12 protein-coding genes are annotated in these 14,251 nt (G+C 40.6%); 11 read left to right on the plus strand and 1 reads right to left on the minus strand.

The annotated features are described in order from the left end of the window. Window positions 1–47 precede the first annotated feature (47 nt). The 7 genes from ACGHVY_RS06050 to ACGHVY_RS06080 all read left to right on the plus strand — a co-directional run bounded on the left by ACGHVY_RS06050 (window position 48) and on the right by ACGHVY_RS06080 (window position 7,916). On the plus strand, window positions 48–890 hold the full coding sequence (locus ACGHVY_RS06050; RefSeq protein WP_390597825.1) for an SGNH/GDSL hydrolase family protein: 843 nt from the start codon (window positions 48–50) through the stop codon (window positions 888–890). A gap of 465 nt (window positions 891–1,355) precedes the next feature. Beyond that, entirely contained in the window at window positions 1,356–3,365 is a 2,010-nt protein-coding gene (locus tag ACGHVY_RS06055) for a transglutaminase domain-containing protein (protein WP_390597827.1), read from the plus strand. Then, entirely contained in the window at window positions 3,356–5,176 is a 1,821-nt protein-coding gene (locus ACGHVY_RS06060) for a glutaminase domain-containing protein (RefSeq protein WP_390597829.1), read from the plus strand. Before ACGHVY_RS06055 ends, ACGHVY_RS06060 begins: the two co-directional genes overlap by 10 nt. Window positions 5,177–5,336: 160 nt before the next feature. Continuing rightward, window positions 5,337–5,885 carry a hypothetical protein gene (locus ACGHVY_RS06065; RefSeq protein WP_390597831.1) on the plus strand — a complete coding sequence of 183 codons (549 nt, stop codon included), beginning with the start codon at window positions 5,337–5,339 and terminating at the stop codon, window positions 5,883–5,885. Between the two features lies 1 nt (window position 5,886). Continuing rightward, on the plus strand, window positions 5,887–6,171 hold the full coding sequence (locus tag ACGHVY_RS06070) for a hypothetical protein (protein WP_390597833.1): 285 nt from the start codon (window positions 5,887–5,889) through the stop codon (window positions 6,169–6,171). 109 nt (window positions 6,172–6,280) lie between these two features. Continuing rightward, window positions 6,281–7,375, plus strand: coding sequence for a 6-bladed beta-propeller (locus ACGHVY_RS06075; RefSeq protein ID WP_390597835.1), 1,095 nt, complete (start codon window positions 6,281–6,283; stop codon window positions 7,373–7,375). A 31-nt stretch (window positions 7,376–7,406) separates the two neighbouring features. Next, window positions 7,407–7,916: a 6-bladed beta-propeller gene (locus ACGHVY_RS06080; protein ID WP_390597836.1), complete on the plus strand. Its 510-nt coding sequence runs from the start codon at window positions 7,407–7,409 to the stop codon at window positions 7,914–7,916. Here ACGHVY_RS06080 and ACGHVY_RS06085 read toward each other — a convergent pair. After that, the gene (locus ACGHVY_RS06085) at window positions 7,913–9,076 is read right to left on the minus strand and encodes an IS4 family transposase (protein ID WP_002561845.1); all 1,164 of its coding nucleotides are present in this window, start codon (window positions 9,074–9,076) and stop codon (window positions 7,913–7,915) included. The two genes, ACGHVY_RS06080 and ACGHVY_RS06085, sit on opposite strands and share 4 nt — an antisense overlap. Window positions 9,077–9,247: 171 nt before the next feature. Here ACGHVY_RS06085 and ACGHVY_RS06090 point away from each other — a divergent pair, with 171 nt between their 5' ends. The 4 genes from ACGHVY_RS06090 to ACGHVY_RS06105 all read left to right on the plus strand — a co-directional run bounded on the left by ACGHVY_RS06090 (window position 9,248) and on the right by ACGHVY_RS06105 (window position 14,183). Continuing rightward, window positions 9,248–9,832, plus strand: coding sequence for a hypothetical protein (locus ACGHVY_RS06090; protein WP_390597838.1), 585 nt, complete (start codon window positions 9,248–9,250; stop codon window positions 9,830–9,832). Between the two features lie 5 nt (window positions 9,833–9,837). Continuing rightward, window positions 9,838–11,490 carry an O-antigen ligase family protein gene (locus ACGHVY_RS06095; RefSeq protein ID WP_390597839.1) on the plus strand — a complete coding sequence of 551 codons (1,653 nt, stop codon included), beginning with the start codon at window positions 9,838–9,840 and terminating at the stop codon, window positions 11,488–11,490. A gap of 25 nt (window positions 11,491–11,515) precedes the next feature. Then, window positions 11,516–12,400 (plus strand): signal peptidase I, encoded by an 885-nt coding sequence (gene lepB, locus ACGHVY_RS06100; protein WP_390597841.1) that lies wholly within the window; start codon window positions 11,516–11,518, stop codon window positions 12,398–12,400. Between the two features lie 691 nt (window positions 12,401–13,091). Further along, complete coding sequence (locus ACGHVY_RS06105; RefSeq protein WP_390597843.1) at window positions 13,092–14,183, plus strand: efflux RND transporter periplasmic adaptor subunit; 1,092 nt, start codon at window positions 13,092–13,094, stop codon at window positions 14,181–14,183. The last annotated feature ends 68 nt before the right edge of the window (window positions 14,184–14,251 follow it).

Genomic DNA, 14,251 nt, shown 5'->3' on the forward strand with positions numbered 1-14,251 from the left:
CTAATAAGTTGTAGATAATATAGTTTACTAATTGATTTGTATTGTATATGAAAAGAAAATTTGTGACTTGTTTGTTGTCTGTCCTGTTTTTAGCGGCAGATACATATCCATTTGGCGAATGCAAAGGAACCGTTACGCCAAGTGTCGTTATAACGGAAAGTCAATGGAAAGGAAAGAGGGTTGCTTTCTTGGGTGATTCCATTACGGATGAACAACGAGTGGGTACCACAAAGTGTTATTGGGAGTATTTGGCAGAGTGGCTCGGCTTGTGTCCCTTGGTATATGGCATCAATGGAAACGAATGGAACGGAGTTCTGCAGCAGGCGCATAAATTGTGGGAAGAGCAGAAGGATACAGTAGACGCTATTGTCATCTTTGCCGGTACCAACGACTTTTTTGCAAATGTGCCGTTAGGAGAGTGGTATACGGACCCTATACGTAAAAAAACGAAAGTAGCGGATACACAATTGGAATATTCCCGCAAATATCGTATGCCATTGCTGAAAAACGATACGTTCAAAGGGCGAATCAATAGGGTGCTTCACTTTCTGAAGACGAACTATCCGGACAAGCAAGTGATTCTGCTGACTCCGCTTCATCGTGCGCAAGCCCGCTTCAGCAGTGAAAATGTACAGCCCGACGAAGGATTCGCCAATCAAATAGGCGTTTATATAGATGAATACGTCCAAGCTGTTAAAGAAGCCGGCAATGTATGGGCAGTACCCGTCATCGATCTTCATAGCCTTAGCGGATTATACCCGCTGAACGATTCGTGCTCCATTTATTTTCATGATGCGGATACCGACAGGCTGCATCCTAATGCGACAGGCCATCGCAGGATGGCAAAAACTTTGCTGTATCAGTTGTTGGCACTTCCGGCAACGTTCTGATGCCGGTATAAACGAACTGGCATGGCTATTATTCAGAGATATATGATAAGAAGGCAAAGAAGTGGAAACTTGCCATTCTTATCATATATTTTATTTCTAATTACTAACCGCCGACGGTAGTTGTCTATTCAGCCGACAGAGGTCGGCCAATAGGACAACCGCTGTCGGCCGATTGGACAACTTAAGTCGTCCTCTTATATGTAAGCTGTTTTAATTTGATAGGACTGACATATCCGATGCGAAAGTTGCTAAACCGGAATCCACGGCTGAGCGACAAGGAGAACGGAAAAATCCGTAGGAAGAGGATTCTGAAAAAGTCAGATAAAGGAAGAGATGTAGGAAATAGGCGATATGACAGAATTTTGTCTTTTTTAGGCAAAATATTAGCTTGGATTTCGTACTGAAACCACTTGTTTTGCAGCGTGCTTGGAAATCGAAACTAATACTTATAATAAAAAAACACAGATGGTAAAGGTATATTTAAAATACATGTACGGGTTTCTGATTCTGGTGTTTATGATAACTGGGACAGATATTCTGAATAAAATGCTTCCTCAGGAATCTGTTACTGCTTTGGAGTTTGCCTTACGTGCGGCGGGCAACAATCGTGTAGAATTGGAGAAAGTGCTCCGGCGTTACCATGCGAATGCTGTCGACAGTCTGAAATATGCCGCTGCCTGCTTTTTGATAGAGAATATGCCTTTTTATACGTATCCCGAGAGCGAGCAATTGGAGAATTACAAATCCTATTATATATGGTTGAAAGAGACTCGTTCAAGGTCGTTTGAACAGTTGGCGGATTCTGTGCGACAACTGTTCGGACCGATAGACAGGATGCAACAGAAAAGAGATATACTTGAAGTCGATTCCGCTTACTTGTGCCACAATATTGACTGGGCTTTTAAAGTCTGGCATGAACAGCCTTGGGGAAAGAACGTCTCTTTTGAAACCTTTTGCGAGTATCTGCTTCCTTACCGTATCGGAGACGAACCGTTGACCTACTGGCGGGAGATGTACTATGAGAAGTACAATTCGATGCTTGATTCTTTGCGGTCGTCCGACTCACTGGATTGTGAAGACCCGTTTGTGGTAGCCGAATATCTGAGAGATCGGCTGCAGGACAACAGTTCTTTTTATACATCTGTTTCGCCTTTTCCTTTCGGGCATATCGGCCCTCATTACGTGCAATATCAGGTGGGGCGTTGCCAAGACCTGACCGACTTTGAGATTTATCTGTTTCGTGCGTTGGGCATTCCTTGCGCCACCGATTTCCTGCCTCTTCGCGGACATACAAATGCAGGACACTTTTGGGTGGTCACTTGGGATAAAAATGGAGAGGAATATACATCCGATTTTATGGGGAAACTGGAAAAAATACATAAGAGTGCATTGTATAATGATGATTTCAGCCCTAAAATATATAGGTATACTTTCAGTGTGAACAGAGAGCTGCACAAGCAGATGACAGCATATGGGGAGGAGGTGTATCCTTTCTGGAATTTTCCTAAGTTCATCGACGTTACTTCCACTTATGGACATTCTTTTAGTAAAGAATTGTCTATCCCTCTCGAAAGGCAGTATCACGACAAACGTAAGGGGCGAATAGCCTATCTGTGTGCGAGTAGAAGAGACAACTGGGTGCCTGTGGACTGGGCAGAGTATGATGCCCGCCATCTGATTTTCCGGAATGTGCGCAATGGTGCAGTGATGAGAGTGGCTACCATAGAGAATGGTTTACTCACCTTCCTGACCGATCCCTTTTATATCGACAGGCAGAGTGGTAAAGTGCATTATTGTACTGCCGGCACAGGCAAGCAGAAGGTCGTGTTGTATGCAAAATGCGATTTGGGGGGAGAAGATTTATTCTGTGAACGTATGTTGGGAGGTATTTTCGAAGGAAGTAACCGTCCGGATTTTGTGGATGCGGATACATTATACATAATAACGGATGTGCCTGCCCGGCTAAATACCGTAGCGGGAAGTTACTCGGACAAAGCGTATCGTTATCTTAGATATAAGGGACCTGCCGACTCTCATTGCAACGTGGCGGAAATCGCTTTTTATGAGAAAGGCGATACGGCTTCCGTCAAAGGGAAGTCAATAGGCACTCCAGGATGTTTCTACAATGACGGTACGCACGAATATATGAACGCGTTTGACGGTAAAACCTGGACATCCTTTGATTATTCTCATCCTTCCGGTGGCTGGGCAGGTCTTGACTTGGGTAGAAAGGTATGCATAGACCACATTGTGTATACTCCCCGCAACCGGGACAATTATATCCGTCCCGGAGATGTGTATGAACTGTTTTATTGCGACTGCCATTGGAAATCGGCAGGCACTGTAAAGGCTGCTTCCGATTCGTTGGTGTTTTGTGGGATTCCCGAAAATGCATTGTTGTTTTTACGCAATCATACACGTGGAGTCGATGAACGGATTTTTAGTTACGAAAACGGAATTCAATTATGGAAATAAGAATGAATGGCAGATTGACAACAATTGTCAAGAGAATCATTGAGGGAGTAAGTTGTGTTTCACTGATTTGCATCTGCTCCTGTTCCTGTTCGGACAGTCGGAATATTCCTTTTTCCGGTGTTTCTTCCGTCGGGCATGTGGATTGGACGGTGTCGCCCGGACTTTCAACTTTTCCGTTGACGGGAATCGTGAGGGTGGATGGCAAGACGTACCGCTTTTGTGGCGGAGATTCCTTGCGTATGTTTCCTTTGGCTTCGTTTTCGGAAGATGATATTTCCGGTTGGGAGTGTAAGTATACTTTTTTATTTCCGGGAAAAGGCTGGGAACAACCGGGATGTGATGAATCTTCGTGGCAGTCGGGCAGAGGAGGATTTGGTTTCGGGTATGAAGACTATCCGGTGCATACAGCATGGGTGGCGGACAATCTGTATGTTCGCCGGCAATTCGAGGTGACGGACAAAGAAGCCTTGAGAGGACATAAAATGTACGTCCGATATGTCTGCGATGACCAACTGACCATTTATTGCAACGGACAATATTGGTTTAAAAAGGAATGCTTTACTCCCTCTGCCGAATGCCATGTTTTGACGGACGAGGACATGGAGGCTATTCGGACAGGAGATAACCTTCTGGCAGTTTACGGACGCAACACGGGTGGCCCTGCCTTAATGGATTTCGGACTGTATGTAGAGAATAAGACCTATGCTGATGCCGACACTGCTCTGTTGCAATATGTGGATATACAAGCCACGCAGGCACACTATGTGTTTCAATGCGGTGACCTGCATCTTCGGCTTGATTTTGTATCCTCGTCCATGTCCGAACAATGGAATATGACAGGGTGGCCTGTAGGCTTTGTATCCTATCGGATAGAAGGAGACGATGACGGTACCCACGAGGTGGAAATATTGTTCGATATGGATGTGAAATGTATGTTCGGTAAAGCCAAGGCAGAGAGCCGGGTAGACGGTGGATGGCGGCTTGTCCGGTGTGAGGGGTTGCATTTGGCTATGAAAGAGGGTGCTGCGTTTACGAGCGAAGAAGGACATATCGTTCTTTCTCAAAAGTTGGGTGTGGAAAATGGGTATGAGGAGATACTGGTGGTTGGATATGAGGAAGGAGAACACTTGTTGTTTGCTGGCGAAAGCTTGTATCCTTTTTGGAATGGGAATGGTGAACGAACGATGAACAGACTGATGCAATCGGTCGGTAATCACTATCAGGAGATAAAAGCGGACTGCGACAGGCTCGATTGCAAATGGAACAGTAAAGCCTTTGGCAAACGTGATACCGTGTTCGCACGGCAGATGTTGCCTGCATATCGTGATTTTGTAGCGTCGCACCGTTTTTTCCTTTCATCGGACAACAAGCTTTTCTGCTTTGCTGATACGTTGGGCAATGTAAGAGATGCCTACGAGAGTTTTCCCGTATTGAGTTTTTTCCACCGCATTGATTGGATGAAGGCTTTGCTCGAACCGGTATTTGAGTATTGTGGGAGTTCCTGTTGGCAGCGAAAGCATCCACCTTATGACATGGGGTTGTATCCCGTGGCTTCCCGGCAAGTGAAAGAAGGGAATAGTGTGGTAGAGACCACTGCCGATATGCTGGAGATGGTTCTTGCCATTGTGGAGGAGGAACAGGACTTTGCTTTTGTGGGTATGCATTGGGCGGTTCTATGTCAATGGGCGGATTTCTTGGAGAATTATACCATCAGGAATGTGGCATCTTCGGGTGCTTCTTTAGAATGTACTAAAAAAGAACAGGGATTGTCCGCATATCGTGAGCTTGTCCGTTGGAAAGAGAAAGGGTGAAAGAAAAAAGTATAACATATTAAAAAAGGAGGTGAAACGATAGTAGAACAGTTGTGTTTTCTGTAAGTGTCCGGCTACTTCTCGCTGAAATGATAAAAGCGAGCTAACGAGAAAAATGTATCATAAGTGGGAAGGATTTTTCCCAATAACAGTTTATTTGATGAAGATAAAGTTTGTAAAGACAATATCCATACTATTGGTATTGTCGGCTTTAGGATTTTTAGTTTTGAGAAGCGAGTTTTTTGTGCAAGATGAGGTTCGTTATGTCAAGGAATGGTACGGTAAAAAACTGATTTTTCCGGAGCAGATGACTTTTCGCTTGTATGGCAAAGAGTCGGTAGACTACGATTACTCTACAGCAGACTATAAGATATTGGCACTCATGGATTCTGTATCCTGCATAGAGTGTCAATTGAGGATAGACGACTGGAAACGTTTTATTACGGATGTGGATTCATTGACAAATGCCAACATAAGATATTTGTTTGTAATGAAGCCTGTTTCTGAGCGAAATCTGTACGATATATTGAAGGATGAAGATTTTCAGATTCCGGTATGTACGGATGGTGCCGAGTTTAGAAAAATCAATAAAATGGAATTTCCGGGCACTCATGTATTCTTGTTAGACCAAAACAATCAAATAATATGTGTGGGTAATCCTTTGCTCCGTAAAAGGATACGCGAGTTGTATTTTAATTTAATGAACTAACATGAAAGTAAAGTATTTTATTTATTTGTTCGCAGTTGTTCTTGTAACAATAGCGGTGAACCTGAAAGACAGAAGAAATCAGGATTTAAATCTAGTGGCGAATATTGAGGCTTTTTCTGCGGCATGTGATCCGGAAATAGATGCGACATTGGAGCCATATTTTGAATTAAAATTTTATAGTTATTGGATTGGAGAATTAGGTAAACCAACCCAAATTCCTTGCTGTATGCGGAATGATAGCCAATACAGTGGGTGTGCAAGAGGGTTAGATAGATGTAAGAAATAGTAATATTATTCGGTAAAAATTCTTTGGTATCTCTCGTTAAATGTCATCGTCGAGATTTTAGCGTTTTGAAGTACTAAAGTCTTTTTACCGAATATAAAATAGCTGTGTTATGAGAATAATAAATTTGTTTCTTTTTGTATTGCTATTTTGTGTTTCATGTACTTCTACTCATGACGACACTTGTGAAATAGTAAAGTATGATCATACCAATATCAAAGAAAGTTATCCATTATCAACTTTTATTGATACGGTGAAGTTCATTCGTTTGGAATTACCGGAATCCTGCTTTTTTGGAAGGGTGGGAGATATTTTGTTTGATGACTCCGGCATTTATGCAGTCGATTCAAAACAAGACATTGTTTATCGTTTCAATTCGGATGGAATGTTTCTGAATACGATTGGCAAACGAGGTGAAGGTCCGGGAGAGTATGCCGAACTTACATCCTGCTTTTTAGGAAAGAATTCGATTTACATAGCCGATATTTACATAAGCAGGATTTATGAATATTCTTTTGATGGAGACTATATAGGTACAATTTCACATCCTTTTGAATTAGTATACGATTATATACGGGAATTGCCAAATGGTAATTTTTTGTGTCATACAGTAGATGGTGGTAATGAAAATACCCATGGAGTTTGGATTATGGACAGACAAGGAAAACTTTCTAAAAGAGTTTTAGCGATTTCAGAGATATATCCTTTTAGTAGTTCCGGGTGGGATACAATGACTTTGCAGGAAGATGGAACTATTCAAATTTACGATCCTCCTGTTGGCATATTCTATTCGTTCAATCCTCAAGATGAATCGATACATAAGATTTTCCAGCATAAATCGAACTATAAAATGACCGGTGATTTTATAGGCGTTAAAAGTAACTATTATATAAAAGAGGAACATGCGAATTGTGATATAATTGTAAATACAGACAGGTATCTTTTGTCTATTTGGTCTTTGCCTGATATGACTGCTTCTTTTACTTTATTGGATAAAAATACTCAGAAAGTAGAGAACTGCTCTTATCCCGAAATGGATATTCCTGGTTTGATCAATCTCGGCAATTGGATGCCGTCCAATCTCTCCAATACTTGGGTTACTTGTTTTAATGATGAATTTATAGACGAGTATTTTCCGGAAAAATATGATGAATTGCGTATGAGTGAAAATGTGTTGATTGTAAACAAACTGATTTTTAAACGATAAAAAACATATGAACTTAATGCCATAAAGTACCATGCGAATAATAAATCTGTTTTTATGTGTATTGTTATTTTGTGTTTCATGTACTTCTACTTATGACGACACTTGTGAAATAGTAAAGTATGATCATACCAATATCAAAGAAAGTTATCCATTATCAACTTTTATTGATACGGTGAAGTTCACTCGTTTGGAATTGCCGGAATCCTGCTTTTTTGGAAGAGTAAAAGACATTTTATTTGATGACTCCGGCATTTATGTAGTCGATTCAAAACAAGACATTGTTTATCGTTTCAATTCGGATGGAACGTTTCTGAATACGATTGGCAAACGAGGTGAAGGTCCGGGAGAGTATGCCGAACTTACATCCTGCTTTTTAGGAAAGAATTCGATTTACATAGCCGATATTGGTCCGTGCCGAATTTATGAATATTCTTTTGATGGAGCCTATATAGGGACAATATCACATCCATTTAAGTTGGTATACAATTATATGCGGGAATTCACTAGTGTCCCGTTAAAATCGGGACGAGTTATTAATTAATCAAATAATCCCGGAATAAGGGGATTAAATTGTTCTTTGACATCATTGAAATTAGTCTTATTAAACAGCTCTTGTAAAGGCGTTTTATCTGTTAATGAGATGCTAAGAATCTGCAAGACCTCATAAGTTGAACGATTCAGTTGCATATCATATTGGACAATAGCTACTAAACAATAGGTGATGATAGCAACACTAATCTGTATTCGAACCGCATTCTCGGTAGTACCCCAGAACCTTTTTATCTTAAGGTGTTGTTTCAGCCATTTGAAGAAAAGTTCCACGAACCATCTTTTCTTATAAAGATTGGCAACATCAAGTGCAGATATGTGTTTGGCATTCGTCAGGAATGTGAATTCACGATCATCCTCTTCATCATAGAAACGGATGACTCTGAATGATTCAGGATACTTCTTTTCAGAAGTGTACCCTATCAGTTTCACTTCCGCATCTGAAAGGATATTCTTCGGCATTCTACGCTTCCATTTACAGAACTTGCATTTCAGATTAGACTTCGCTCTGACTACAAAGAAAGAACCTGTAAGATGAATCCGATAAAGTTCTTTAAACGAGTCATACGCTCTGTCAAATATATAATAAGCATTTGGCTCATAATTAATTGCGGACATTTCTGTTGAATCATGCCTGGATGCTGTAGTTACTGTATAAAAGGCTGGAAGTTGTGCTTCTATGTCATAAAGGACATGAGCCTTAACTCCACCTTTTTTCTTACGGAACTTCGCCCAAGGGAATGTAGCCAAACATAAAGGAATCGTAGTGGAATCAAACGCATACTTCCTTCCTGGAATATCCAAGATGTGAGTCGATCGTTTTTCACATGCTTCCTTCATCATATAGAAAGCAAAATCTTCGAAGATTCTGTAATCCCGATTCTGATTGGCAGATGCAAGCGTAGTTTTGGCAATGGGCTCACGACCCAATCCCAAATGATAACGCTTTCCTTGATGTGCTTCCAAAGCTACAATCAAGTCACGAAGACTTTCACGATTACTGAGTTGACCGAACATCATTGCAAGTAACTGACTCCAGCAAGTGAAATGTTTCACATAACGATTGCCATCATACTTGTCTACAAGTCTTCTGAACTTATCATTGTTCAAGAATTCTACTAACTGAGCGAAAACATATTTATCTTGGTTCATTTGAGGTCACCTTAATTGACCTCAAAGGTATGATTTCAAATCGTCGCGCCTAAAAAGTAGTATCTAATAGACTATATTTCAATTATTTCAAAGAACTATTTATCCACTTTTACGGGACAGTAATGGCGGGAATTATCCAATGGTAATTTCCTTTGTCATACAGTGAGTGGAATGAACAAAATGCATGGAGTATGGATTATGGACAGACAGGGAGAACTTTCTAAAAGAGTTTTAGCCATTTCAGAGATATATCCTTTTAGTAGTTCCGGATGGAATACAATGACTTTGCAGGAAGATGGGACTATTCAAATTTACGATCCTCCTGTTGGCATATTCTATTCGTTCAATCCTCAGGACGAATCGATACATAAGATTTTTCAGCATAAATCGAACTATAAAATGACCGGCGATTTTATAGGCGTTGAAAGTAGCTATTATATAAAAGAAGAACATGCGAATTGTGATATAGTTTTAAATACAGACAGGTATCTTTTGTCTATTTGGGCTTTGCCTGATATGACTACCTCTTTTACTTTATTGGATAAGAATACTCAGAAAGTAGAGAGTTGCTCTTTTCCCGAAATGGATATTTCAGGTTTGTTCAATTTTGGTCGTTGGGTATCTTCCAATCTCTCCAATACTTGGGTTACTTACCTTAATGACGAATTTATAGGCGAGTATTATCCGGAAAAATATGAGGAATTGCGTATGAGTGAAAATGTGTTGATTGTAAACAAACTGATTTTTAAACATTGAAGTGTATGTGTTTGACTAAAAAAGAATCTGTTGCATATTTTTGGGGAGGGTTAGGAATTGTTTCCATGTTGAGTGTTGTTCTTCTGAGGTTTGAAGATATACCTGTAGGAGCAACTGAGGGACATTGGTTATGGATTGGCCGGGCTTTTATAAGTTTGTCAATAAGTTTGGTATTGATGGCATTGCTGTTAAGCCCCTCTATAAAAGCAGACAAACTTGGTTCTCTTTTTAGTTGGACATTGATATTTTTAAGTTCTATAGAAGCTGTATGGGGGCTGTTGCAACTGGCTGGTTGCGCAATGCCTGGCAATCTGTTGTTTACACTTACAGGAACATTCAATAATCCCGGACCATATATTGGGTATGTGGCTGTAGGATATATGCTTTGCTTCAATGAATGGCTACGGTTGAAAGAAAAGGGCGGGCGTACGCCTGTTTACTTTGTTGTGGAGATTGTGCTTGTTCTTTTATTGTGTGTGCTGATTGCCGCCATGAGCCGTGCAGCGTGGTTGGCTGTAGTTGTGTCAAGTGTTTGGTTGTGTTTTGTCCGATACTCATGGCACAGGAGATTATCGCATTATCTGCATGAGAACAAATGGAAAGTAATATCCGGTGGAGTGATGTTGCTATCGGTGTGCGTGGGATTATTGTGTATCTTGGGATTTGTCATAAAGGGAAATTCTGCATTAGGAAGGCTGTTTATCTGGAAATTATGTATACAGGCTATTGCCGGGCAACCACTCACCGGATATGGGGATGGCAGTTTTATGCATGTCTGCGGAGTGTTGCAGGAAAAGCATTTTGCCAGTGGAGATTATGAAGCTTGGGAAGAATATGTGGCGGGAATACCGGAATATGCTTTTAATGATTATTTGCAGATAGCTGTCGAAAAGGGGCTGTTGGTCTTAATTCTCTTTTTGGCTATTATTTGTCTGGCATGGTATAGGGCGTATAGGAGAAAAAAGTATGGATTTTGTGCGGTGTTGATGTCGTTGTCTGTATTTGCTTTTTTCTCTTATCCATTGCAGATTCCAGTGCTGCAAGTTACTTTTTATGCTATTATTGGCATGTGTTTTTGGGAGGATATTCTGCGCAGTAGGTTCTGGCTTGTTCTAATTGTATTGTTTTTGGGAGGAACAGGATGGGCTATTTGTACCGATAATTCATATTCTGCTTACGTAAATTGGAAAAAAGATAGTAGATGGTATTATAATGGGAAATACGAGATAGCGGAAGAGAAATATGTCCGGTTGTATCCGTTATTGAAAGGCAATCATAATTTCTTATATGAATATGGGCACATTTTGTATGAGTTGGGGAAATATGAACAGTCGGTCGATATCGTGGAAGAGGCGTTGGAATTATGTAATACACAAGTCGTTTGGTATCTGCAGGGGATGAATTATTGGAAGCTGAACAGATATGAAGAAGCGGAAAAATGTCTGATTCGTTCCCACAATGTCCTGCCTATACGTATATATTCTTATTATGTACTGACGAAGTTTTATGCAGACCCTGTATGTTTTCAGCCTGAGAAGATGAAGGAAAATGCCCGTATCGTATTGACTAAGGAGCCGAAGGTGATGTCGAAGGCGATAGAAGATATGAGGGAAAAGGTACGAGCATTGCTGGAGGAGAGGGAGAGAGCCGTAAAGTAATCATTGGATAATAAAGAAGTGCGATATGGATAGATTTCTTGCTGTTATAAAGAAGTTGCTGACATTGTTTGTGAAACTGTTTACAGGAGTGTGCTATTTGGTGTTATTATTCTTTTTTGTACAGGTGTTTTGTTATACTTCATTTCGAATTCCTTCCGAGTCGATGGAGCCGGTATTGGTAAATGGCGATTACATTCTGGTTAATAAGATGATAAAGGGGGCCCGGCTGTTTGATGTATTTGCGGCTGTCGAGGGTAAAGACGTAGATATCTATCGGATACCCGGTTTTGGTGATTTTAAGAGGAATGATGTGCTGGTATTCAATTTTCCTTATCCGGAGAATCGTTGGGACAGTATCAGCATGGATGTTATGCGATATTACGTGAAACGGTGTATTGCTTTGCCGGGAGATACGTTGGAGATTCGGGGAGGGCGATATAAGGTACGTGGCTGTGGCGAGAGGTTGGGGAATCAAGACGAACGGTATATTGAGAAGTTGGAACATGCGGAACAATACGGCATTGCAGTGGATGCATTTCCTTACGATGAACAGCAAGGATGGACTGTCTGTGAATTCGGACCTTTGGCAATTCCCGAAAAGGGGCGGAAGGTAGTGATGAACCGTACGAGTTTCTTTCTGTATAGGCAGCTGATAGACTGGGAACAGAAGAAAAAACTCTCTTTGAAAGACGGACGGATTCTGTTGGGGGATAGTGCGATTACACAATATCGTTTTGAAAAAGACTATTATTTTGTTGCTGGTGACAATATGGCAAATTCGCAAGATTCGCGCTATTGGGGGATGCTACCGGAAGAGTATATTGTAGGTAAAGTAGTCCGTATCTGGTATTCGGAAGATAAATATTCAGGAAAAATCCGTTGGGAGCGGATTCTGAAAAAAGTCAGATAAAGGAGGAAATGTAGAAAATAGGAGATATGACAGAATTTTGTCTTTTTTAGACAGAATATTGTTCTCAAGTCTCTCTGTTAATGCTTTTCTTTGGGGGTTAGAAAGAAATTGAAATGATTATAATTAAATAAAGGAAGTGGCGTTTGATGTAGGATAAAATGAAGGATAAAAACACTTTATTAATTTGAGAACAGAATGTGTAATTATGTATAAATTGTATCATTTTATGGAATAGAAAATTTTAAATATTATTGTGCTTGTTGCAATATATTTATTTGTAATTCAGTATTCAAATTCTAAGAAGAATGAGGATATATTGACTTTGTTAGATATAGAGAAACTTGGCTGGGCAGAAAATGTTCCTATTGATTATTATGTCCCTGATCAATCTAATAATCCGAAAGAATGTACTATGGAAATATGGGTTGACGGAAGCGTTAGTGGTTCTGATGGAATAATAACTTTTATCTCGTCCAGTCCACTTATTCTTTTAGAAAGTCTTGGGAGGTAATTTATTTAAGTAAATCTTTTGCGAATAATAAAGATAGACAAGCGTTTAAAAGTCTTTATGATGAACTTAATGATGATGATAATCCTGTCATCTTTAAGTTGCGGATAAAATAAAAAACAGAGAGGATTATGAAATGAGAGAGGAAGTAAAGAAATTATTGAAATAAAAGAACCAATAAATATGAAGAAACACGAATGTATATGGTTACTGTTATGTTTGGCATTAGGAGTAAACACCTCTTGCTCTGACAAGAAAAATAGTGCTGATGAACAGGAGAAAGGAGTGACCACCGTTCTTCCTGCCGCAAAGAATGAAGTTACTACCCAAATTCTGAAGAAGCGGAATTTTGACCATGAACTGGTAAGCAACGGCAAGGTGAATGCCCGCAGTAAAGCCGATTTGCGTTTTGAAACGGGTGAAGTCATTGCCCGTATTTATGTGAAGAATGGCGACCGTGTACATAAAGGACAGAAACTGGCGGAATTGGATAAATTCCGTCTGGAGCAGAAACTCTCCCAGGCGGAAGACGCTTTGTTGAAAGCTGAACTCGAATTGAAAGATGTGCTTATCGGGCAGGGATATACGCCGGATGATTTCAGTAAGGTTCCAGTGGAGACAATGAAACTTGCGAAAGTGAAGAGCGGTTATGAGCAGTCGAAATCCCAGTACGAATTGACAAAAAGGGAGACGGAACATGCAACGCTTACCGCGCCTTTTGACGGGGTGGTGGCTAATCTTTTTTCGAAGCCTTATAACCCGGCCAATACCTCGGAAGTATTCTGTACTATTCTTGATACCAAAAGGCTGGAAGCTGAATTTACCGTATTGGAGAATGAGCTTGCCTTTATTAAAAAAGGAGATAAGGTGACGGTTATTCCTTATGCCGGAGAAAGTTCTTTTGAAGGTAGTGTATCCGAAATCAATCCGTTGGTGGATACCAATGGAATGGTAAAGGTAAAGGCTGACGTAAACGGTGAAGGCAAGCTGTTCAGCGGTATGAATGTGCGGGTCAGTGTCAGGCGGAACTTGGGTGAACAGTTGGTGATTCCCAAGACGGCTGTGGTATTGCGTTCCGGCAAGCAAGTGGTGTTTACATTGGAAAAAGGCAAGGCCATGTGGAACTATGTGCATACGGGACTGGAGAATGCAACGGAATACATTGTTTCTGATAAATCCCGGAAAGGAGTTGAAGACGGTCTGTTGGAAGGAGACACGGTTATTGTAACCGGGAATCTGAATCTGGCGCATGAAGCGGAAGTAAATGTAAGATAATCAAAAAGGCACGGATTACACGGTTTTAGAATTGTGATAGTATAAAGCAACAGCGTAATCCGTGTAAT

It is taken from the genome of Bacteroides sp. f07, from assembly GCF_042854785.1.
In the GTDB taxonomy this organism is placed as follows: Bacteria; Bacteroidota; Bacteroidia; order Bacteroidales; family Bacteroidaceae; genus Bacteroides.

What these genes read in the sequence shown, in the direction of transcription:
- ACGHVY_RS06050 (WP_390597825.1), top strand. Translation starts at nt 48, where the DNA reads ATGAAAAGAAAATTTGTGACTTGTTTGTTGTCTGTCCTGTTTTTAGCG.
- ACGHVY_RS06055 (WP_390597827.1), top strand. Translation starts at nt 1,356, where the DNA reads ATGGTAAAGGTATATTTAAAATACATGTACGGGTTTCTGATTCTGGTG.
- ACGHVY_RS06060 (WP_390597829.1), top strand. Translation starts at nt 3,356, where the DNA reads ATGGAAATAAGAATGAATGGCAGATTGACAACAATTGTCAAGAGAATC.
- ACGHVY_RS06065 (WP_390597831.1), top strand. Translation starts at nt 5,337, where the DNA reads ATGAAGATAAAGTTTGTAAAGACAATATCCATACTATTGGTATTGTCG.
- ACGHVY_RS06070 (WP_390597833.1), top strand. Translation starts at nt 5,887, where the DNA reads ATGAAAGTAAAGTATTTTATTTATTTGTTCGCAGTTGTTCTTGTAACA.
- ACGHVY_RS06075 (WP_390597835.1), top strand. Translation starts at nt 6,281, where the DNA reads ATGAGAATAATAAATTTGTTTCTTTTTGTATTGCTATTTTGTGTTTCA.
- ACGHVY_RS06080 (WP_390597836.1), top strand. Translation starts at nt 7,407, where the DNA reads ATGCGAATAATAAATCTGTTTTTATGTGTATTGTTATTTTGTGTTTCA.
- ACGHVY_RS06085 (WP_002561845.1), bottom strand. Translation starts at nt 9,076, where the DNA reads ATGAACCAAGATAAATATGTTTTCGCTCAGTTAGTAGAATTCTTGAAC.
- ACGHVY_RS06090 (WP_390597838.1), top strand. Translation starts at nt 9,248, where the DNA reads ATGAACAAAATGCATGGAGTATGGATTATGGACAGACAGGGAGAACTT.
- ACGHVY_RS06095 (WP_390597839.1), top strand. Translation starts at nt 9,838, where the DNA reads ATGTGTTTGACTAAAAAAGAATCTGTTGCATATTTTTGGGGAGGGTTA.
- lepB (WP_390597841.1), top strand. Translation starts at nt 11,516, where the DNA reads ATGGATAGATTTCTTGCTGTTATAAAGAAGTTGCTGACATTGTTTGTG.
- ACGHVY_RS06105 (WP_390597843.1), top strand. Translation starts at nt 13,092, where the DNA reads ATGAAGAAACACGAATGTATATGGTTACTGTTATGTTTGGCATTAGGA.